20 protein-coding genes are annotated in these 22,605 nt (G+C 42.7%); 4 read left to right on the top strand and 16 right to left on the bottom strand.

Annotation, left to right across the window (positions count from 1 at the left end; all coding sequences use genetic code 11):
* The 12 genes from AACX38_RS05645 to AACX38_RS05590 form a co-directional block, all read right to left on the bottom strand.
* A complete protein-coding gene (locus tag AACX38_RS05645) occupies positions 1–2,832 on the bottom strand; it encodes an aldehyde dehydrogenase family protein (RefSeq protein WP_228863699.1) in 2,832 nt (943 codons plus the stop codon).
* A gap of 482 nt (positions 2,833–3,314) precedes the next feature.
* Positions 3,315–3,806 (bottom strand): phosphatidylglycerophosphatase A, encoded by a 492-nt coding sequence (pgpA, locus tag AACX38_RS05640; protein ID WP_228863698.1) that lies wholly within the window; start codon positions 3,804–3,806, stop codon positions 3,315–3,317.
* On the bottom strand, positions 3,799–4,845 hold the full coding sequence (thiL, locus tag AACX38_RS05635) for a thiamine-phosphate kinase (protein WP_228863697.1): 1,047 nt from the start codon (positions 4,843–4,845) through the stop codon (positions 3,799–3,801). The genes pgpA and thiL overlap by 8 nt, the downstream gene beginning before the upstream one ends.
* A 100-nt stretch (positions 4,846–4,945) precedes the next feature.
* On the bottom strand, positions 4,946–5,362 hold the full coding sequence (gene nusB / locus AACX38_RS05630) for a transcription antitermination factor NusB (RefSeq protein WP_086954179.1): 417 nt from the start codon (positions 5,360–5,362) through the stop codon (positions 4,946–4,948).
* A gap of 27 nt (positions 5,363–5,389) precedes the next feature.
* Positions 5,390–5,860 carry a 6,7-dimethyl-8-ribityllumazine synthase gene (ribH, locus tag AACX38_RS05625; protein ID WP_228863696.1) on the bottom strand — a complete coding sequence of 157 codons (471 nt, stop codon included), beginning with the start codon at positions 5,858–5,860 and terminating at the stop codon, positions 5,390–5,392.
* 89 nt (positions 5,861–5,949) lie between these two features.
* Entirely contained in the window at positions 5,950–7,089 is a 1,140-nt protein-coding gene (ribD, locus tag AACX38_RS05620; RefSeq protein ID WP_228863695.1) for a bifunctional diaminohydroxyphosphoribosylaminopyrimidine deaminase/5-amino-6-(5-phosphoribosylamino)uracil reductase RibD, read from the bottom strand.
* A 10-nt stretch (positions 7,090–7,099) separates the two neighbouring features.
* Complete coding sequence (gene nrdR / locus AACX38_RS05615; protein WP_099108728.1) at positions 7,100–7,549, bottom strand: transcriptional regulator NrdR; 450 nt, start codon at positions 7,547–7,549, stop codon at positions 7,100–7,102.
* A gap of 144 nt (positions 7,550–7,693) precedes the next feature.
* Positions 7,694–8,662 (bottom strand): protein translocase subunit SecF, encoded by a 969-nt coding sequence (gene secF / locus AACX38_RS05610; RefSeq protein WP_099108729.1) that lies wholly within the window; start codon positions 8,660–8,662, stop codon positions 7,694–7,696.
* A 10-nt stretch (positions 8,663–8,672) separates the two neighbouring features.
* Positions 8,673–10,520 carry a protein translocase subunit SecD gene (gene secD, locus AACX38_RS05605; RefSeq protein ID WP_228863694.1) on the bottom strand — a complete coding sequence of 616 codons (1,848 nt, stop codon included), beginning with the start codon at positions 10,518–10,520 and terminating at the stop codon, positions 8,673–8,675.
* Between the two features lie 28 nt (positions 10,521–10,548).
* Positions 10,549–10,887 (bottom strand): preprotein translocase subunit YajC, encoded by a 339-nt coding sequence (gene yajC, locus AACX38_RS05600; protein WP_099120767.1) that lies wholly within the window; start codon positions 10,885–10,887, stop codon positions 10,549–10,551.
* Positions 10,888–11,057: 170 nt separating this feature from the next.
* Positions 11,058–12,182 carry a tRNA guanosine(34) transglycosylase Tgt gene (gene tgt / locus AACX38_RS05595; protein WP_099108731.1) on the bottom strand — a complete coding sequence of 375 codons (1,125 nt, stop codon included), beginning with the start codon at positions 12,180–12,182 and terminating at the stop codon, positions 11,058–11,060.
* A 194-nt stretch (positions 12,183–12,376) separates the two neighbouring features.
* On the bottom strand, positions 12,377–12,649 hold the full coding sequence (locus tag AACX38_RS05590) for a hypothetical protein (RefSeq protein ID WP_228863693.1): 273 nt from the start codon (positions 12,647–12,649) through the stop codon (positions 12,377–12,379).
* Positions 12,650–12,801: 152 nt separating this feature from the next.
* On the opposite strand from AACX38_RS05590, the gene AACX38_RS05585 reads away from it, so the two are divergent.
* Complete coding sequence (locus AACX38_RS05585; RefSeq protein WP_228863692.1) at positions 12,802–13,668, top strand: phage tail protein; 867 nt, start codon at positions 12,802–12,804, stop codon at positions 13,666–13,668.
* 57 nt (positions 13,669–13,725) lie between these two features.
* Here AACX38_RS05585 and queA read toward each other — a convergent pair whose 3' ends face one another.
* Positions 13,726–14,838: a tRNA preQ1(34) S-adenosylmethionine ribosyltransferase-isomerase QueA gene (queA, locus tag AACX38_RS05580; RefSeq protein ID WP_228863691.1), complete on the bottom strand. Its 1,113-nt coding sequence runs from the start codon at positions 14,836–14,838 to the stop codon at positions 13,726–13,728.
* 105 nt (positions 14,839–14,943) lie between these two features.
* Here queA and AACX38_RS05575 point away from each other — a divergent pair, with 105 nt between their 5' ends.
* The 3 genes from AACX38_RS05575 (at position 14,944) to ggt (ending at position 18,437) form a co-directional block, all read left to right on the top strand.
* The gene (locus tag AACX38_RS05575; RefSeq protein WP_228863690.1) at positions 14,944–15,567 is read left to right on the top strand and encodes an acyl carrier protein phosphodiesterase; all 624 of its coding nucleotides are present in this window, start codon (positions 14,944–14,946) and stop codon (positions 15,565–15,567) included.
* Between the two features lie 155 nt (positions 15,568–15,722).
* Entirely contained in the window at positions 15,723–16,325 is a 603-nt protein-coding gene (locus tag AACX38_RS05570) for a peroxiredoxin C (RefSeq protein ID WP_099108735.1), read from the top strand.
* 348 nt (positions 16,326–16,673) lie between these two features.
* Positions 16,674–18,437 (top strand): gamma-glutamyltransferase, encoded by a 1,764-nt coding sequence (gene ggt, locus AACX38_RS05565; RefSeq protein WP_099120759.1) that lies wholly within the window; start codon positions 16,674–16,676, stop codon positions 18,435–18,437.
* Positions 18,438–18,541: 104 nt separating this feature from the next.
* On the opposite strand, the gene AACX38_RS05560 is transcribed toward ggt, so the two are convergent.
* The 3 genes from AACX38_RS05560 to brnQ form a co-directional block, all read right to left on the bottom strand.
* On the bottom strand, positions 18,542–19,861 hold the full coding sequence (locus tag AACX38_RS05560; RefSeq protein ID WP_099120757.1) for a sodium-dependent transporter: 1,320 nt from the start codon (positions 19,859–19,861) through the stop codon (positions 18,542–18,544).
* Complete coding sequence (locus AACX38_RS05555; RefSeq protein ID WP_099120755.1) at positions 19,858–20,064, bottom strand: branched-chain amino acid transport system II carrier protein; 207 nt, start codon at positions 20,062–20,064, stop codon at positions 19,858–19,860. The genes AACX38_RS05560 and AACX38_RS05555 overlap by 4 nt, the downstream gene beginning before the upstream one ends.
* Before the next feature lie 885 nt (positions 20,065–20,949).
* Positions 20,950–22,275, bottom strand: a complete 1,326-nt coding sequence (gene brnQ / locus AACX38_RS05550) for a branched-chain amino acid transport system II carrier protein (protein WP_228863689.1) — start codon at positions 22,273–22,275, stop codon at positions 20,950–20,952.
* Positions 22,276–22,605 lie beyond the last annotated feature (330 nt).

Below are 22,605 nucleotides of genomic sequence, written 5' to 3'. Positions count from 1 at the left end.
TTACCCTTTGTATGGTTCAACTAGATATTGGTATATATCTCTTTGTGGTAATGTACTTCCATTAATTCTGTTACCATCATGCCAAAGGCATGATGCTGCGGGTCCCTGTCCACCATATGGGAGATAACCATGTTCCTCTAAATGTAAATCAGTATTAAGGAGGATACTATCCGGTAAGTGTAACCTTTTATTTAATTGATGACTAATATAATCACTTGTACCAAACAAAGAAATATACATCGCATTAGCAGAATAGTTTGAATGAGAAAAATAATCTGCCAGCTCTTGATCGCCCTGATATCTTTGCAAAAAGAAAACAGGAGCAAAAAACTCTTTGTAATTGCCACCTAAAACGAGAGGCTTTTCAAATACTGTCGGCTTTATCATACCATCTATAGGGTTTATTTCCCCACCATAAGTACAATAACTTCTATTAAGTTTAAATAAAGATGCTATTTTTATACTATGATCAACATCACTGTTAGGGCCTACAATATTATTGTAATCAGAATAAGAGCCTACCTTTCCTTCTATTTCTTTTAAGCTTAATATTAATTTATCCCTGAATAAATCATATATATCGCTGTGTACTAGTATAGAATTAGGACCAGCACAATCCTGACCTTGATTGTAAAGCACAACCCGTTTAGTACTTTCGATAGCTAAATCTATATCCGCATCTTTTGATATAACAAGAGGGTTATGCCCTGCACCATTCAAGATAAACAACGTGTTTTTTCTGAAATGTTTTCTGACCTTAACTGCATTTTCTGGCGTACCGGTAAAGATAACAGCATCTGTTATTTTCACTCTTTGACTTAAAAATAATTCTTTTTCTTCATAAGAAACTGAAAAGGATTCAGATATCTTCGACATATCAATAACATTTTCAAATTTTTTATAATGGTGATGCATTGCCGTAGGTGGACGTATACAAACATTTTCAGCCATAAGAGAAGGTATAAAACCAAAACATACAGATGCGTAAATTGGCTGATTCAATGGTAAAAATGATGTAATGCCATAAATTTTTTCCTGAAAATACGCTTCATTTTCCCCAATATTTTCTAGAATATCAACTGAACGGGAAATCTCATCTTCAGTGACAACTTTACATTGATATTCAGATAGCGCCTCTATCAAAGAACTACTCTGTTTTTTTAATTCACGGGATAGGATCTGACACTTTTCCTTAACTTGATTAAAGTTAATTTTACCGAATAACTTTACCATATGTAACTCTTCATTTTTATCTATATTTATCACTATGGATGAATTTGATGGGTTTGTTTTAATATCAATATTATCTTGTGAGTCATTTTCTTTTTTCTGTATATATGGGTTACTAAAACAGTCAATAATATCTTTTTCATCATTTAACTCTATCCATGTTTTAATTCTGGGGCCACAGATATCGCCAAACAACCCTCTATACAGTAAATTCCATATTTGTGCGCTATCTTTTTCTGGAAAGATGTTTTCATAGGTATCAAATATCAATTTGAACACTTCTTCTTTATTAAAAGACATTTCTTTTTTCATTAAGTTTGTAATAATAGAAAAGTACAGTCTTTCTTTATCGGTTGCTAAACCAGCATAACGATTTTTATTGGTTTTTAAATAATAATTATAACTTATAGTTAATTCTTCTTCTGATATCACTTCCCCATCGATTAGGTATAAATCAAGAAATTTCTTTGCTGAGAGAAGAGTTATAGGATTTGATGCTTTTAATATTCTGGCAATCTTAAGAAAAGAAAGGCGTTTTTTGTTTTTTTTCAATACATTAACTTGATCATTTAATCTGGGGGATTGTTCTATATAAAATTTAGTGGATTTTTTAGGATCTTTTGATAAAAAAACCTGGATAGCTTCTCGTGTCAGAAGGCTTTTGGCATCTTGTAGAGAAAAACCATTTCCTTTTGACTTAGATATTTTTTTCCCGGAAGAATCAAGAAACAACCCATATTTGTAAAGACGAGGGCTAGGTCGATTTAAGGCACTGAAAATCTGGCGAACAACTGTAGCTGAATCTATTAGATCTTCCCCATGCATTTCAAAGTGGATATTTCTATGCAGTAACCGCATGCTCCAGTCAGTTTTCCATTGGAGTTTGGATTTTCCGTTTAATACTGAAATTGTTTGTTCCTGATCAAATATTTCACCCTGATAAAGTTCCTGAAGTTCTACACCATATTCATACCCAGGTTTATTCACAATTTCATCTGATGGTATATAATAACTTATCTCACCATTGTCAGGATCTACATTTGTTATGATGATATGCTCAAGGACTTTCCCGGTTATTTCGGAAATAGGCATTATTATATTATATGTTCGCTGCCTCAAAAACCCGGTAGATTCTTTGCATATTTGATTTATAGTAGTAAAATTTTTCAGAAATAACTTAATTGAATCGTTATAATCACCATTTTTATAAGCCAGCGAATTTTTTATGATATTACAGTCTATACCATATTCTTTAGCGAGCTCTAACAATCGAGTTTCTGCCATTTCTGAGAATGAAGAGAAAACCCCAAATGGATCTGGAACTTTGTTTACCGGTAGCCCCAGATAATCCTTCAATTTTTCTGGGTTAGGTACGTTAGACGGTATTTTCCTAAATGGGTCTAAATCATCTGAAATAAGGAAAAAATTATTTTTCCTTCCTAAATTAGTTAGTTCTTCTTTAACTAAACCAGTCCGGATAATTTCACAAAGAGTCCCTATATGTGGAATTCCTGTTGGACCAAACCCAGCTCCAATATTAATTTCTTTTTCGGGGGTAACTTTATTGTTTATTTCTAATGATTCAGTAACATACCACTTCATAAATAATCAACTCCTATACGAATGATTATATTTACTTGCTGCGGATAAAAGTCACATAAACCAGATTTTAAGCTCAACAAATTCCTTTCCAAACCATTATCAATGGAAAGAAATAATAAAAATAAACTACATTATAGTAATTTGGATTAGACCAAAAAAATAATACTCCTATGCTTCTTCAAGTCAACGGATGCTTAATTTATCCCGTTATTATTTTTTATAATATAATTTTATTTTTTAAAGGTAATTTCTTAAACCTTATTCATATAAAAAAGAAAAATAAATTATATAAGCTTAAAGCTATTGCCTAATAGAATAGGCGCAAATAAAAATTAAAATAAATAACTCTCTCTATATAAAGCAATTAGAGTGAATGAATGAAATCAACAACAAAATGGTAACTTGAAATTCAACAGGTATAGAAATAAATTAGCCACTGTAAACAGTGGCTAATGTCAGTGATGCGGGTAATAGTAAGAGATTCAGAAAGGCAATAACTGGTAAAAATTAAACAGCCAAATAACAATTACCGCAAAAATTGCAGCGATAATATCATCCAGCATGATACCAACACCGCCTTTAACATAGCGGTCAAACCAGCGGATTGGCCACGGTTTCCACATATCAAAAATACGGAATATCACAAAAGCGACTAAAACCCATTGCCAGTTGAGAACAGGGATCGCCATTAAGGTAATCCACATTCCGATAAACTCATCCCAAACCACACAGCCCGGATCATCTACTTTCATGGCATCGGCTGCTTTCTGACAAATCACACAACCGATTATTGTGCCCAACAGAATAGCCAGCCAGATCCCCCATTGCGGTAACTGTGCCAACAGTAACCAGAATGGAATAGCCGCCACTGAGCCCATTGTGCCCGGCATTATCGGCGATAATCCGCTACCAAATCCGGTAGCCAGCAAATGCCACGGATTGCTCATCTTCAGGTGGCGTTTTGCGTCATCCATGCGTTCCCTCCGTCTGGTCATCCTCTGCATGTTCTGATGGATAGTAAGCTTCCTGAGGTTTTTTGTCCGTTCTGAAATGGTCAAACCCTTTCAGATCCAGCTCAACTTCTTCGTTATTGTTAAAGTAGCGGATGCCTTCTGATTCTGGCCTGATTTGCCCGATACAACAAAAACTCGCGCCTGTATGTGCCAATGCCATATTTAATGCACCACGATTCAGTTCCGGTACAGTAAAGCACAATTCATAATCTTCGCCACCACTCAAAGCCCAGTTTAAGGCCTGTTCTGGCGTTGTATATTTCTGCACTGCTTCAGAATAAGGCAGAGCATCAAGATTAATACGTGCGCCACACTGGCTGGCTGTCAGGATATGATTCAAATCAGAAATCAGCCCATCAGACAGATCAATCGCTGATGAGGCCAAATCACGCAGTGCCTGCCCTTGCAAGACTCGTGGTTGCGGACGAAGATGGCGTTTAACCAACCAGTTGTGGATCGATGCTTCTTCTATTTTCAGACGATCCTGCAACAAAGCCAGCCCTGCCGCACTATCGCCCAAAGTTCCGGTGACATAAATCCAGTCACCGTTTTTAGCACCAGTACGACGTAATGCTCTACCAGCAGGAACCAGACCATGTACAGTCAGAGTCAGGCTCATCGGGCCTTTGGTTGTGTCACCACCAATTAACTGCATTCCGTAATAGTTCAGTTGTTCAAACAGACTATCACTAAACCGCTTTAACCACTCCTCATCGACAGAAGGCAAGGTTAGGGCCAGCGATGCCCAGGCGGGGTCTGCCCCTACAGCAGCTAAATCACTGATATTGACAGCCAGTGCTTTATACGCCAAATCTTCTGGAGCAATATCAGGCAGAAAATGAACACCAGAAACTAATGTATCTGTTGTCACTGCCAGTTCTTGTTTTTCTGCAACGGTCATCAGCGCACAATCATCACCAATCCCTAGATTCACATCACGTCGGCGGATAACATGGCGATTGAAATAACGTGCAATGAGGTCAAATTCACCACATGCCATAATAGAATTCCAAAAAGTGACTGACGATAAGAACATGAGGCCGGGAAACCGGCCTCATGTTTAAAATCATCGAGTTATAATAGGGGCTATTGGCAGGCAATCACTTTTTTTTACGTGCTACCGGGCCAGCTTTGTCCAATACCCCGTTCACGAATTTATGGCTGTCTTCAGCACCGAAGGTTTTCGCCAGTTCGATACCTTCATTGATAGCCACTTTGTAGGGGACATCATCACGAAAGCTTAGTTCAAACATCGCAACGCGCAAGATAGCCTTTTCCACCTGACCCAACTCTTCGAGCTGGCGGGAAAGATAAGGAGCCATCAAGGCATCCAATTTTGTCGCATTGACCGCTACCCCGGACAGCAATTCACGGAAATAGGTGACATCAACACCGTTTACGTCCTGCTCTGACAGAAACTGCAATTCAACATCCGCGATGCTGTTTTTAGATAATTGCCATGAATAAATTGCCTGAACAGCACACTCACGAGCACGACGACGAGCAGCAGGTTTCACAAAATTCCCCTTAATTAAAACTAAAACTTAAGCCTTAATGGCTTTAATTACATTGATCATTTCCAATGCGGTCAAGGCAGCTTCAGCGCCCTTATTACCCGCTTTAGTACCCGCGCGTTCAATTGCCTGTTCAATATTTTCGGTTGTCAGAACACCAAATGTAACAGGAATATTACTGGACATTGCCACGCTGGACAGGCCAGAACTACACTCGCCGGCAACATATTCAAAGTGGGCCGTACCGCCACGGATAACAGTACCCAAAGCGATCACCGCATCATATTTTTTGGACTCAGCCAGTGCCTTAACGGTCAACGGCAATTCATAAGCCCCCGGAACCCATACTACGGTGATATTGTCCGAAGAAACCTGACCAATGCGTTCCAGCGCATCCACGGCCCCTTCCAACAGGCTGTCATTAATGAAGTTGTTAAAGCGGGCGATCGCAATAGCGATGCGGGCGTAAGGAGTTGCAACAACACCTTTGATTACGTTCATAGCCTTCCTCATATCTTATTCATATCCGCAGGGGCGCGGATCTTATCACATTCTTTTTCTCTGCGTCTTGATTTATGTTCAAACTTAAATCAGAGCGGTTTTAAACGAAGACGGACATCAGGCCCAATCTGTTGTACATCTATCAGCGTGAATTCAGGCGCATCCAATAACTTTTGCAGTTCAGGGATGGCAAACAGCCCACGGGCACTATTTCCTAATACTTTGGGAGCGATATAGAGGATAAGCTCATCCACCAGCCCCAGAGACAGTAATGCACCAGCCAGCGTTGGACCACATTCCGCCCAGACAGAGTTTACCTGACGTTTACCAAGCTGCATCATCAACAGCACTAAATCAACACCTGTACCGTGTACTGGCAGTAATATTTTTTCTATATTATCAGGCCATTGCTGTTCATTTTTATCAGCACTATTTGCACTATCTGAACCATCTATGTCAGTGTGTGCTAACCAACATTGACCGGTTTGTTGAACTACCTGATGCTGCGGTGTGATTCGATTTTTACTATCGACAATGATACGAACTGGCTGACGTAAAGCTTCCTGCGGATAGACGGCCTGTGTTTCTGCATCCAGTTCATTCCAGCGGACGGTCAGTGACGGATCGTCTGCCAGTACCGTTGCACTGGAACTCAGGATAGCACTGCATTGTGCTCGCAGTTTCTGCACATCCTGCCGGGCGGCTGGTGAAGTGATCCACTTACTTTCACCTGATGCCAGTGCGGTACGCCCATCCAGTGATGCTCCCAGCTTCAGTTGCAGATAAGGAAACCCGGTGCGCATACGCTTAAGAAACCCTTTATTCAGCATTTCGGCCTGTTCCATCATCAAACCATGCTCAACCGAAATACCTGCCTGCTGCAATTTATATAAACCGCGTCCCGCTACCTGTGGATTCGGGTCCTGCATTGCCACTACAACGCGGCTGATACCTGCTGCAATCAGGGCATCAGAACAAGGAGGGGTTTTTCCGTGGTGGCTGCATGGCTCAAGAGTCACATAAGCGGTTGCACCTTTTGCTTTTTCTCCGGCCATACGAAGCGCATGGACTTCGGCATGGGGCTCACCCGCACGTAAATGAAAACCTTCCCCGACTATCTGATCATCTTTAACGATCACACAACCTACATTCGGATTCGGGGATGTGGTAAAACGCCCCTGATACGCCAATTCCAGCGCACGGGACATATATGTTTCATCAAGAGTCATATAGCAGCCTTTAGTCTTGTAGTCTGGCGATCTCTTCGCCAAATTCCCGGATATCTTCAAAACTACGGTAGACAGATGCAAAACGGATATAAGCTACTTTATCGAGCTTTTTCAATGCATCCATCACAAAATTTCCAATCATTTTAGAGGGGATTTCACGTTCTCCCGTTGCTCTAACCTGAGATTTAATGTGGCTAATTGCTGTTTCCACATCATCGGAGCTGACAGGGCGCTTTTCCAGTGCTTTCTGCATACCACGACGCAATTTTTCTTCGTCGAAAGGCTCCCGAACATCATCACTTTTAATCACTCTGGGCATGACCAGTTCTGCAATTTCAAACGTGGTGAATCGTTCATGACATTCGAGACACTGACGGCGGCGGCGCACTTGTGAGCCATCCCCTACCAGACGGGAATCAATAACTTTTGTATCAACGGCTGCGCAAAATGGGCAATGCATATTGTTTCCTGACAGTTAACCGAACAGGAAGACAGTTTACCCTGAAGTGATAATGAAAAACACCCTGTAAGTGAGCACTTACAGGGTGTTTAAATTAGACTGCTTATGTTATTAAAAACTATGCAATTACATACAGAAACATAATTAAGGAAGAATGGACGGCTGGTCTGCCCCTTCTTTCTCCACTTTCTGTACAATCATATGCTCACGCTTCATACCCAGCTTTAACGCCAGTGCAGAAGCAACATAAATGGAAGATGCCGTACCAATGGAAACCCCGATTAACATCGCCAGTGAGAAGCCTTTCAGCATTTCTCCACCGAAGATATAAAGCATTACCACTACCAGCAATGTTGTTGCAGAAGTCATGATCGTACGACTCAGGGTTTGAGTCAGAGAAACGTTGGTAATTTCATACGACGTACCACGACGTATCTTACGGAAGTTCTCACGAATACGATCCGAAACCACAATACTGTCATTCAGTGAATAACCGATAACAGACATCAACGATGCGACGATGGTCAGGTCAATTTCAATGTGGAATAACGACAATACGCCCAATGTAATGATAACGTCATGAGCCAGTGCGATAACAGCACCTAGCGCCAGACGCCATTCGAAACGGAATCCGACATAAATCAGGATACAGATTAGCGCCACCAACAGGGCCATTGCCCCAGTCTGTGCTAATTCGCTTCCCACACTTGGGCCTACAAATTCAACTCGTTTAACAACTGCGTCTTTATCTATATCCGCGTTAATGACCGAGATGATTTTATTACCCAGCTCCTGACCCGCGTTACCTGTTGCCGGAGGCATACGAACCATCACATCACGGCTGCTGCCGAAGTTTTGCAGAAGTGGATCAGCAAAACCATTTTTCGCCAGACTCTCACGCATCTTGTCCAGATCTGCGGGCTTGCTCAGGTTTATCTCAATTACCGTACCGCCGGTAAAATCAAGCCCCCAGTTAAACCCACGCGTTGCCATCATAGCGATGGAAGCAACCAACAGCAGCAATGAGATAGTAAAAGCAACGTTGTCCCAGCGCATAAAGTCAATGACTTTACGCCCATAGTTTAATTGTTCAACAGTATAATCCTGTGCCACAACGTGCTCCTTAAATTGACAGCTTATTGATGCGCTTACCACCATACAGCAGGTTCACGATTGCACGTGTTCCTACAATGGCAGTGAACATTGACGTCGCGACACCGATACTGGTTGTGATTGCAAAGCCTTTGATGGAACCCGTCCCTACAGCATACAAGATCACAGCGGTAATCAGCGTCGTCAGGTTGGCGTCAATAATACTGGAAAACGCACCTTTATAACCTTCATGTATCGCCTGCTGTACAGAACGCCCGTTGCGCAGCTCTTCTTTAATACGCTCGTTTATCAAAACGTTCGCATCGACGGCAACGGCCAGAGTCAGTACGATCCCGGCAATACCCGGCATCGTTAATGTCGCCCCCGGCAACAGAGACATAACGCCAACAACCAGTACCAAGTTCGCCAACAGTGCGCTACTGGCGATCAGACCGAATTTACGGTAGTAAACCACCATGAACAGTACGGAGGAAATCAGCCCCCACAGACAGGCTTCAAGCCCCTGTTCGATGTTCTGCAAACCAAGAGTTGGACCGATTGTACGCTCTTCAACAATCTGAATAGGTGCAATCAGGGCACCTGCGCGCAACAATAACGACAGCTGACGGGCTTCGTTCGGGTTACTAATCCCTGTAATACGGAAACTATTACCCAGACGAGACTGAATAGTCGCAACGTTGATGACTTCTTCATGTTTAGCCAGAATCGCACGACCGTTAGCATCTTTCTTACCGCTGTCTTTATACTCCACAAACAGGGTAGCCATCGGCTTCTGCAAGTTATCTTTAGTGAAGTTAGACATCGCAGTACCACCGGCACTATCCAGTGAGATATTGACCTGCGGATAACCGTTCTCATCAGTGCTCGAGGTGGAATCGGTGATATGGTCACCTGTCAGGATCACACGCTTATACAGCACAACAGGATTGCCATCGCGAGTATATTTCAGTTCTGAATCGCCCGGAATACGCCCCGATACAATGGCACTCTGATCAACATTGGTGTTTACCAGACGGAATTCCAGTGTTGCCGTTGCACCAAGGATTTCTTTCGCGCGGGCGGTATCCTGAATACCCGGTAACTCAACAACAATACGATCCGCACCCTGACGCTGTACCAGAGGCTCAGCAACACCCAACTGGTTAACACGATTACGCAGGATGGTGATGTTCTGCTGAACAGCATAAGAGCGGGCTTCGCGCAGACGCTCATCCGTCATAACCGCTTTCAGCGTACTGTTATTACCAGTAGAGAATACAAGGTCACGGTGACGAGGTTCGAGGTAGTCTTCTGCTTTAGAGCGGGCATCATTATCACGGAAACGGATTTCTACACCGTAATTTTCTGCCTTGCGGATAGTGGAATAAGCAATGCCCTGTTCACGCAGTTCGGAACGCAGGCTATCAATATTCTGTTCCTGAAGCTTGCTCAGGGCGGTGTCCATATCGACTTCCATCAGGAAGTGAACCCCACCACGCAAATCCAGCCCCAGTTTCATCGGCTCTGCACCGATTTTACTTAACCAGACGGGTGTCGCAGGCGCAAGGTTTAATGCCACGACATATTGTTCGCCCAAAGCCGAAACCAGTGCTTCACGGGCGCGGAGCTGAACATCAGTACTATTGAAACGAGCAAGGATTGCCCCATTTTCCAGCGCAATGGACTTACTCTGAATATGATCTTTATCTAAAACATTACGGACTTGGTCCAGCGTTTTTTCACTGGCGGCGATACCTCGCGCGCCAGTGATTTGTACAGCCGGATCCTCACCATAAAGGTTGGGAAGTGCATAAAGCAGACCGATGAGGATCGCAGCGATCAGCATCAGATACTTCCACAAAGGATAACGGTTCAACACGGCAGTTCCCTTCGGGAAAATCGGAAAATTAAATAGCTTTCATCGTACCTTTCGGCAGAATGGCAGCAACGAAATCACGCTTGACAGTTATTTCTGTGGTGTCATTCAGGGCAATAACAACGTAACCCGTTTCAGACACTTTAGAGACACGACCAACCAAACCACCAGAAGTCAGCACTTCATCTCCCTTGGAGATGGACTCCATCAGTTTTTTATGTTCTTTGGTGCGTTTTTGTTGTGGACGCAGGATCATGAAATAGAAAATCAGGCCGAAAACAACCAGCATGATAATCAGAGAATATGGGTTTCCCTGAGCTTGTGCTGGTGCGCCAGCAGCTGCCGCAGCTTCAGAAATAAAAAAACTCATCAAATATCCCTCATTGTTATCGAAAACACTTATTTTGCGAAAAAACAGTTTACAAACAAACAGATTACGAAAATTGGTTATCGAAAAAATTGCTATCGAAAATCGACAGTGGCTCGATCAAAAACCAGCCCAATATGCTACACACATTGAGGCTGGTTAGTCACGCCAAATTATACATTTAACGGTGGAACGGGTTTACCGATCCGCTGATAAAACTCTTCAACAAACTGTTCCAGTCTGTCTTCTTCAATGGCTTGACGAATTCCGGCCATCAGACGCTGATAATACCTTAAATTATGTATCGTATTCAGCCTTGCACCAAGAATTTCGTTACAGCGATCAAGGTGATGCAGATACGCACGGCTATAATTCCGGCAAGTATAGCAGTCACAATGCTCATCTAATGGCGATGTATCTTCTTTATGCTTCGCATTGCGGATCTTGATCACACCTTCCGTCACAAAAAGATGACCATTTCGGGCATTACGGGTCGGCATAACGCAGTCAAACATATCAATACCGCGACGAACACCTTCAACCAAATCTTCCGGTTTACCAACGCCCATTAGATAGCGTGGCTTATCCTGCGGAATTTGTGGACAGACATGTTCTAAAATGCGATGCATGTCTTCTTTTGGTTCGCCCACAGCCAGACCACCCACTGCATAACCATCAAAACCGATTTCCACCAGCCCTTTGACAGATACATCACGCAAATCTTCGTAGACACTGCCCTGAATAATACCAAACAGCGCATTTTTATTGCCCAGCTCATCAAAACGCTGGCGGCTGCGCGCAGCCCAACGTAGTGACATTTCCATAGAACGTTTGGCATAATCCCAGTCCGCTGGGTATGGCGTACATTCATCAAAAATCATAACGATATCGGAACCCAGATCATGCTGGATTTCCATTGATTTTTCCGGGCTGAGGAAAACAGGCGTTCCGTTGATAGGATTGCGGAAATGAACCCCCTCTTCCTTAATCTTACGCATAGCACCGAGGCTGAAGACCTGAAAACCGCCTGAGTCAGTCAGAATTGGGCCGTGCCACTGCATAAAATCATGCAAATCTCCATGCAGTTTCATAATTTCCTGACCCGGACGCAACCAAAGATGGAAAGTATTGCCCAGCAGGATTTGTGCTCCTGTATCTTTAACCTCTTCCGGTGTCATACCTTTAACTGTGCCGTAAGTTCCCACTGGCATAAAGGCAGGTGTTTCCACTACACCACGATCAAAAATCAGACGGCCACGGCGGGCATGCCCATCCGTTTTTTGTAACTCAAATTTCACTTAACCTCCAGACATCAGAAAAACAGTCTGATGTTTGACATAAAATGATGCATTCTAAACACTAATGACGCCACTGTACACGCCAGCCTTGTGATATACGGTATGTCAATATTTGCGAATTTTTGTGTCATTCCTACTTCCTTGTGACACAATTTTGTCAAAGTTGACACATCATTAAAAAAGTTTGAAGGATATTAGGAAATTTTTGTGTGCCAAATGCACCCCACCTTTTTGCTAACCTGCTGAGATAGCTTCGGTCCTGAAAGGTTCAAAAAAACTGCATGAAGCGGCTTATCTGAATTGAAGGATTTTAATCCAATATCAATGGTGTCAGCCTGCATTAATAAAGTGCCACCAATGTTTCTGATAAAAATCAAAAACGCCAATAAACCAGCGATGAACCTTCCAACAACCCCATCAGTTATTTGATAAATTTGATTAATTACTCGCCTGTCATTGTATGTCATCCTGCAACAAAACATGCAACCTATCAAATATCGTTTAAGGCCGTTATTTCAGTATCGATAAACCACGTTATTGATATTCACTGGCGGAGAAGTCTTCCAACGCCTTTATGTTACTTGGCAATGTGTATTGTTGATTAAATGAGGGAATAACTATGCAAAATCAAAAACCTGACGTCCTTGTTTCAGAAGATAGTAACCTTGCTGTCGTTACAACACCGGAATATGTCAAAAAAGCGATTGCAGAACACGCTCAAAGCCGCAACCACCCAGATGCCACGCTGCAAGATAAAGGTTTTACTATTCTGAGTAATGATACTGGCAGTGATAGCGAGACTATGGCTGCAACACCAAAAGCGGTTAAAACTGCCTATGATTTGGCGAATACGGCAAACAATAACGCTGATAATGCGAACAATGTCGCTAATAGTGCAAATGACAATGCTAATACTCGCTTAGCAAAGAACCAGAACGGGGCTGATATACCGGATAAGAAAGAGTTTGTGAAAAACCTTGGAATAGAAACATTAATGGAAGAATTATCCTTACCTGCTGGTGTTCCCGTACCTTGGCCAACAGCAACACCACCAGAGGGTTGGCTGATATGTAACGGTGACTCATTTGATCCTGTAAGATACCCGAAACTTGCTCTTGCTTATCCATCTGGTGTGCTACCCGATTTGCGAGGAGAGTTTATTCGCGGTTGGGATAATAGCCGAGGAGTGGATGCTGGCCGACATCTGCTTTCTCATCAAGCAGCAGATATTGCACCACATAACCACAGAATTCACCGCATGTGGTCTAGATCCACGGCGGGTGCTGAGAATTTAGGTACAGGGAGCGCCATTTTTAATAGCGTCCAAAAAAACATTAACTATGGTGCTGATCCCAGAGGATTAGGCATTGCCATTGGAATGGGATCTGGTGGTTATGGTTATATGGATAATGCGGTTGCTAACTCAACAGGAAAAGAAACTCGCCCCCGCAATATAGCCTTCAATTATATAGTCAGAGCTGCTTAATGATGAGTAACCATTTAACCCGCAATTTCCTGCGGGTTAATCATTTCCTCAATCCATCTATTCAGCTTGATCAATATCAGTGGCAACCTCTACCATCTCTTTTGCAGCCACTGAGTTGCGATTAATAAACATCGCATCACCATAACTAAAGAAGCGATACTTTTCAGTTACTGCTTCCTTATAAGCGCTCATGGTATTTTTATAACCCGCAAATGCAGAAACCAGCATAATCAGAGTGGATTCCGGCAAATGGAAATTGGTAATCAGAGTGTCAACAACCTGATATTCAAAGCCCGGATAGATAAAAATTTGGGTATCATCAAAAAACGGCGCAATAAGCCCATCCTGACAGGCTCGGGCGGCACTCTCCAACGAACGGACAGATGTTGTCCCCACTGCCACAACTTTATTACCACGAGCCTTACATGCTAGTACTGCATCAACAACATTCTGCGGCACTTCTGCATATTCAGCATGCATTATATGGTCTTCGATGGTATCTACACGTACTGGCTGAAAAGTTCCCGCCCCGACATGCAGAGTAACAAACGCCATTTCGACACCTTTTTCACGTAAGGCAACCAAAAGCGGCTCATCAAAGTGCAATCCGGCAGTCGGTGCAGCAACGGCGCCCGGACGCTCATTGTATACCGTCTGGTATAATTCCTTATCTGATTCTTCATCAGGACGGGCAATATAAGGCGGCAATGGCATATGACCGATTTCATCCAGAATGGTCAATACATCACGCTCATCATCGAAACGAATCTCAAATAAAGCATCGTGGCGGGCCAGCATGGTAGCCTTAACTATCTGATTGTCATCAAGCGCTTTATCTTCGCCAAGGATAAGTTCAGCGCCCTCTTTTGGAGCCTTGGATGCACGAACGTGAGCGAGTACTCGCTTATCATCCAACATCCTTTCGACCAAAACTTCTAATTTGCCACCTGTTGCCTTACGGCCAAACAAGCGGGCAGGAATAACCCGGGTGTTATTGAAAACCAGCAGATCACCTGCTTCCAGTTTATTCAGCACATCAGTAAAAATACCGTGAGTCAGCTCCCCCGTTTCCCCATCAAGGGAGAGCAAGCGGCAGCCACTGCGTTGTGGTTGGGGATAATGAGCAATTAACTCTTCTGGCAGTTCAAATGTAAAATCAGCGACACGCATTTTATCTGTATCATTCAAAAAAACAGGCGGACTAGTCTAGTGCTGCACGGGCAATGGTGCAAGAAAGAAGCATATTAGTTTAACTATTTGCGTTATACTCTCACCATGAATTTTCTCGCACACCTCCATTTAGCTACATTATCTGAAAGCTCTCTGCTGGGTAATTTAATGGCGGATTTTGTCCGTGGAACCCCGGAAGGCCGGTTCGCTCCTGATGTTGTCTCGGGCATTCGTCTTCATCGCAGGATAGACAGCCTGACAGACAGTCATCCGCTGGTCATCGAAGCCCGGACTCTATTTCGTAGCGAATATCGGCGCGTAGCCCCTATAACCCTTGATATCATCTGGGATCATTTCCTGTCCAAGCACTGGAACAAACTCGAAAAAAATTACTCCTTGCCTGAGTTTGTGCAGCTAGCGCGCAATCAAATAGAGCCTCACCTCAGTGTTACCCCTGAAAAATTTCAGGAACTGAATCAATATCTCTGGTCACAAAATCTGCTTATTCGTTACGCTGACCTGACATGTATTGCCAATGTGCTACAGGGTATGGCACGCAGACGCCCTAAATTATCCGCTCTGGCAGGTTCTTATCAGGATATAGAAGAGCATTACTCTGATTTTGAAACACTATTCTGGCAATTTTACCCGCAAATGATGGATCTTGTGATGAACCACAGCCAGCCCGGACAGGAAATTTCGCCAGAACCTTGCACTTTTTCCAAATAGCTTTATCTTATGGTAGGCTAAAAGGAATTAAAAATAGGTTATTGATAGGTAAAAACTATTATATCAATTGGTAATTTATCCTTTATTGCTATCACTTAATTCCTTATGCTGTAACCCGTTTCCACAAACACCTACAGAATTTTTAGGAGTCAATTATGGTTTTAGTAACCCGCCAAGCCCCTGATTTTACAGCTTCTGCAGTTCTCGGTAACGGCGAAATCGTTAATAACTTCAACCTGAAAAATCACCTGAATGGTCGTCCAGCTGTTATCTTCTTCTGGCCAATGGATTTCACTTTCGTTTGTCCTTCTGAGCTGATTGCTTTCGACCATCGCTATGAAGAATTCCAAAAACGTGGTTTTGAAGTTATTGGCGTTTCTTTCGACTCTGAGTTCGTTCACAACGCATGGCGTAAAACTCCAATCAGCGAAGGCGGCATTGGCGAAGTTAAATACCCAATGGTTGCTGACATCAAACGTGACATCATGAAAGCATACGGCATTGAGCATCCAGAAGCGGGTGTTGCTCTGCGTGGTTCTTTCCTGATCGATAAAAACGGCGTTGTTCGTCATCAGGTTGTTAACGATCTGCCACTGGGCCGTAACATTGACGAAATGCTGCGTATGGTTGACGCGCTGCAATTCCACGAAGAACACGGCGAAGTTTGCCCTGCACAGTGGGCAAAAGGCCAGGAAGGTATGGGCGCTTCTCCTGAAGGCGTAGCAAAATACCTGACTAAAAATGCTGACAAACTGTAATCTTCGTCAGTATTCAATCCTTTAATAGCATCACATTGTTAATGGATTTTATAAACCAGCCGCATTGTCGGCTGGTTTTTTCTTATCCATTATCTTTCAGGCTACCTCTTTATTAGTTGCACTCACACCCCACAATCACACTGTTTGTTTACTTACCGCCGCGAAATAACTTCAGATTCGAAGTATGCAAATGAAGATTCATTCTGAAATATTCCGAATTATTGACTGACACATAGAAAATCATCTTTCAAAAATCCTGAGCTTCCGATAATGTTACATTACAAATAATTAACATAACCTTATAACCTTTTGGGTTTTCCCCTACAGCCCAAAAATCAGGAGGAAAATATGTCCAAAACATGGAAAATTCCGTTCATCGTCGCCTCACTATTCGTCTCATCCTCTCTTTACGCAGCCACTGGACTTGCAGTTGAAGCCAAACAGGGCATGGTTGTCAGTGCGCAACATCTGGCATCACAGGTGGGGGTTGATATTCTCAAAATGGGCGGTAACGCTATTGATGCCGCTGTTGCTGTAGGCTATGCAGAAGCAGTCGTCAATCCCTGCTGCGGTAATATTGGTGGTGGTGGTTTCATGACCATTCATCTGGCAGATGGTACAGATAAATTTATTAATTTTCGTGAAACAGCACCTGCGGCAGCCAGTGCCGATATGTATCTGGACAAAGACGGTAATGTTATCAAAGGGGCCAGCCTGTATGGATACTACGCTGCTGGTGTACCGGGAACAGTTATGGGGCTGGATACCGCGCTGCAAAAATACGGTACATTAACCCGCGAACAAGTAATGGCTCCGGCCATTAAGCTGGCGCGTGAAGGGTATACCCTGACCCGTGGTGATACCGATATTATGGATACCACAGTCAAACGTTTTGCTCAGGATCCGGAAGCTGCCCGAATTTTTCTGCGTAAAGATGGCACTCCATTCCAGCCCGGAGACAAATTAATTCAGACTGATTTAGCCAACACGCTGGAAATGATTGCCAAACAAGGGCCAGATGTTTTCTATCATGGCAAAATTCCTCAAATCATTGAAGAAACCTCAAAGAAATCAGGCGGGATTATTACAGCAGCTGATTTTGCCAATTATACTATTACCGAAACAACGCCAGTTACCTGTAGCTATCGCGGATATAAATTTATCTCTGCGCCTCCACCCAGTTCCGGCGGGGTCACACTGTGTGAAATACTGAACATTGTTGAAGGCTATGATCTGAAATCGATGGGGTTCAACTCAGCCGCCTATATTCACACCCTGACTGAAGCCATGCGCCATGCTTACATAGATAGAAACACTTACCTCGGTGATCCTGCATTTATTAAAAACCCGCTTGAACGCTTGTTAAGCAAAAGTTATGCAGAATCTATCCGTAAAGAGATCCAGCCAAACAAAGCGACACCATCCAAATTGGTGCAACCGGGTATTGGTCCGCATGAAAAACCGGAAACAACGCATTATTCTGTGGTAGATAAAGATGGTAACGCGGTATCAACAACTTATACCATTAATGGGCGCTTTGGCGCTGTCGTTATTGCACCGGGAACCGGCTTTTTCCTCAATGATGAAATGGATGATTTCACCACGAAAATTGGCGCGAAGAACATGTATGGTCTAGTTCAGGGAGCAACCAATTCCATTGCCCCCGGTAAGCGCCCACTATCATCAATGAGCCCGACATTAGTGACCAAAGATAATAAAATCTTTCTGGTTTTAGGTTCTCCGGGTGGTTCAAGAATTATCTCCATTACTTTACAAGCCGCGCTGAACATCATTGACTTTGATATGCCGCCACAAGAAGCTGTGAACAGCCCGCGGATTCATCACCAATGGCTGCCAGATGAAGTCTATTATGAGCAGCGTGGTCTTTCGAAAGATACCTTAAATCTGCTGGAAAAAATGGGTTATAAAATGGTGGAGCAGACTCCATGGGGTGCAACTGAATTAATCATGATAGGTTTACCGGGTGCAGCCGGAGTTTCTCCGATCAACTCATCAGGCAATGACTCTGCTGTTTCAGGCAAGGTTCGCGAAGGATATATCTATGGCGCTAATGATGTACGGCGACCAGCCGGTGCAGCCATCGGTTATTAAGAACAATACCTTCAGCTAAAAACACAGTTAAAAAATAAGGGTAGGCATTCAAATGCTCACCCTTATTTATTTTAGCTATTTTTCAAAGCCACTCAGATAGTGTGTTAGCTAGGCATAAGGCCGTGTACTAAAATCACCCCAATGCATAATGGCCCGACATATCTCCATATAAACAGTAAACACTGGCGGCTCCGCGATGGCATATTCTCAGGTATTAAAGCATTAGCCTTATGTGACCAGCCAAATACGAGGCAAATGATAATCCCGAACAATGGCATCAAAACATTGGAAGTAATGAAATCCAGCATGTCAAAGATGGTTTTTCCACCTAATGTGACGTGACTTAGTGGGCCAAAAGATAAGGAAACAGGGATCCCCATTAACATAATCGATGCCGTGACGACTAAGCTTGCTTTACGGCGCTGCCATTTAAAACGACTCTGAACATAAGCAACAATGTGCTCAAGTAATGAAATTGCTGAAGTCAGTGCGGCCATCAGTAATAACAAAAAGAACGTGACTGCTAATATTGAACCACCGGGCAGACTCGCAAAATAAATTGGCATTGTCATGAACGTTAACCCGGGGCCTGCATTGGGTTGTAAACCCGCCGCAGCCAAAGCAGGAAAAATCATCAGACCAGCCAATACACAGACCAAACAGGAGAGGATTACAACCCAGATACTCGACCTACAAATACCTTTATTACTCGGTAAGTAGGAACTATAAGTAATGTGAATACCCAAACCGATAGAAAGTGAAAAGAATGCCAACCCTAATGCATCTAAAACACCTTTTCCGGTCAAGTTATTGAAGTCTGGGTATAAAAATAATTTTAGACCTTCTGATGATCCGGGTAAGCGGATACCGACAATAATCAGCATTATCATGATCAGGAATAACATTGGCATCATGACCTTAACTGCTTTTTCCAAACCTTTTTGCACACCAGATAGCACGACGTAACAAGTTAGCCCTGAAAATGCCAGATGTGCAACTATCGGCCACCAAGGATCACTAATGAAATTGGTGAAAATAGATGATAGCTGAGAGGTATCTGTAATATTTAACTGGCCTGTGCCCGCCATCACTGTATAACCGATGGTCCAGCCACCAACTACACTGTAGAAACTATAGATACACCATGAACTCAGTACACCTATAAAGCCAACCCATCCCCAGTGTTTACCGAGTAATTTTTTAAACGCATTAACAGCCACTTCACTTGTACTACTGCCCAGTATGTTTTCAGCTAACAGGACGGCTAATCCAATCACAAAACTAAACAATAAAAATACAATCAGAAATGCACCACCACCATTTGTGGCTGAAACATAAGAGAATTTCCAAATGGCACCAATGCCAACGGCAGATCCTGTTGCTGCTAATATATGTCCCAAACGGGAAGTCCATTGTTGGCTCATGCTAACCCCCGAACAGATACGGTGCCAGCACATGTATCCAGTTCCACAGCAGTCAGCAAAAGAGCCGCATCAGCGTTCCAAACATGCTCACCTGCCTGCAGGTTAACCATAGACGGGGAAATCGTATATTCTGCCCCGTGGGATGGGGCAAAGGTCATAAAACCGAATGCCCAAATATCTTTAGATGATAAACAGTATGTCATAATAATTGTTAACTTATTGTTTTAAATACAATTACAGATAAGATAGTAACCAATGCAGTTAATTGAGTTCCACTCGCGAAACTGGATCCTGACCCAACAATCAGTGGTAGCATCATATTCACTAATCCCCGCAAGATACAAAATGATAATGATAAAAACAGCCACAATCGCCAATAACTACCTATCGATAAGGTGCCACTTATCCAAGCAACGTTTAAGTGTCTCCATTATCTCGTCGATATTATTGTGTAATGAGCCTGTTAGTATCTCATTTATGTTCTGAATCATCTTGACCCAGAATAGATATGACGGAGCAGTGGATTATCGTAGATAATGCCACGATATACTGTTGGGTGCTACGTTTAGTGTTTTCACTCAATCTAATGAACCTCACGCTCATTGCCATCAATTAAAGTAGTGCAAACTTCACCACGTTCAGCATACCTAATGTCGGAAGCCATCAGAAGAAAGCATCGCAATCTGGTAAAATAACTACCTATATATTACTTAAATACCTAAATATATATAATTTTTCGTTAATACCAAAAAGGTGATATTTATGTTCACATTAATATTAAAAAATATTGACTCAATAAATATAATCTGAGCACACATATAAATGTACCGGTATAGTTACTCTGATTAAACAAGCTATTCGCCCTATAAAACCCACTCAAAACCACCTTAACTAACACGCTATTAATGCGATATTGAGGACTTATAATATCGCTTATCAAGTGATATAAAAATTATATTTATTATTCAATAATGCAATTCTTTTTAAAAATATAATCAATAACTCATAAAGGTAAAAAGCGGCACTAATTTGTGCCGCTTATCGTTTCTAGAAATAAAATTAACGAATAATAATCGATTTTATTTCTGCTATACCTCATGCTTTGGGATTTTTCTTTCAGCCACAATAAGGTCATAAATAGCAAATATACCCACCGACGACAAAGTCGGAATTAGCCACGCTAGTCCTTGGTCAGCCAGAGGGAGATGTGTCGCCCATTCCGGCAAAAAATGAACAAAATAATTTGAAGCCTTAGCTGCATCCAGTACCCCAAACATCAGACTCACCAGCATAGCCGGAGCCAGTATCCAGGAGAAGTTATTCCACAAACCACGGGTGAAGCTCAATAGTACTAACACAATACAAGGTGGATAAATTGCTGTAAGTACCGGAATTGAAAACGTAATCAAATGACTCAACCCCAGATTGGAAACCAGCATGGAGAAAAAAGCCAATAATAAAACCAGTGTACGATACGACAGTGGCAGATAACGGCTAAAGAACTCGGCACAGGAGCAAGTTAAGCCAATTGCAGTCGTCATACAGGCCATAAAGATCAGTACTGCAAGGAGAAAACTGCCATAGTTGCCAAAAGTATTCTGGACATAAGCGTGTAAGATCACAGCACCATTCTCAGCATTAGGTACTAATGCACCGCTACCTTCACCTAATTTGAAAAAAGAGAGGTAAGCCAGCGTAAGAAAAAGCCCTGCGATTAAGCCTGCATATACGGTGTAGCGAGTCAGTAATGCAGAAGACTCTACTCCTCTGGAACGCACAGTATTAACAATCACAATACCAAAAACCATTGCCCCCAGAGTATCCATAGTCAGATAACCGTTCACAAAACCATTTGAGAATGGCATTTCCTGATAAGCTTCTGTCGCCGGAATCGGATTACCCGCCGGCCACAATATAGCTGCAATCCCCAGAATAACTAATGCAGACATCTTAATAGGCGCTAGTATACGCCCAACATTATCCAATAATTTACCGGGATACAGTGATATCAGAATCATCAACAGGAAATAGATGACGCTGTAAATGAAAAGCGAAAGTTTTCCGCCTCCTGTTATTGGCGCAATACCGACTTCAAAAGAAACCGTTGCCGTTCTCGGTGTTGCAAACAGTGGGCCAACCGCCAGATAACAGACAGTAGCCAGTACCAAACCCGCCGTTTTCCCCATAGGAGAACTCAGCGCTTCAATACCGCCACCGACTTTAGCCAGAGCAATAACAGTGATAACAGGCAGGCCAACAGCGGTCAGCAAAAAGCCAGCAGCTGCAATCCAAACATTCTCTCCGGCCTGTAAGCCAACCATAGGCGGAAAGATAATATTCCCCGCCCCGACGAATAAGGCAAAGGTCATAAAACCTAATGCCAAAATATCTTTAGATGATAAACGATGTGCCATAGTGATTGATAATATATTATTGTTTAAAATTACATATGAAATGATAAGTGCTATAAACGCGGTTACGGAATGTAAATAAAACAACCGCTGTAAGCACCGAATTTTTCATTGGTAAACTGAATTTTTACTTTAATTCTGAAAAGAGCTTATGCTCAGTGATAAGCACATGCTACCCAATCAGAGTAACAACCAGAATCGCCAACAAACAAGTATAAGTAAAGCGTTTATATCGCAAAAAGGCAAGTAGCAAACCAAAAAGCAGAATAATATTCCAAATTAAATTTCAAACATGGTGGTTACTCTTATCTATAATTGAATGCTTAATATATG

Source organism: Xenorhabdus sp. PB30.3 (assembly GCF_963895965.1).
Classification (GTDB): Bacteria; Pseudomonadota; Gammaproteobacteria; order Enterobacterales; family Enterobacteriaceae; genus Xenorhabdus; species Xenorhabdus stockiae.
Note: the sequence above shows the minus strand (reverse complement) of the source record. Positions and strands in the feature narration are given on the sequence as shown.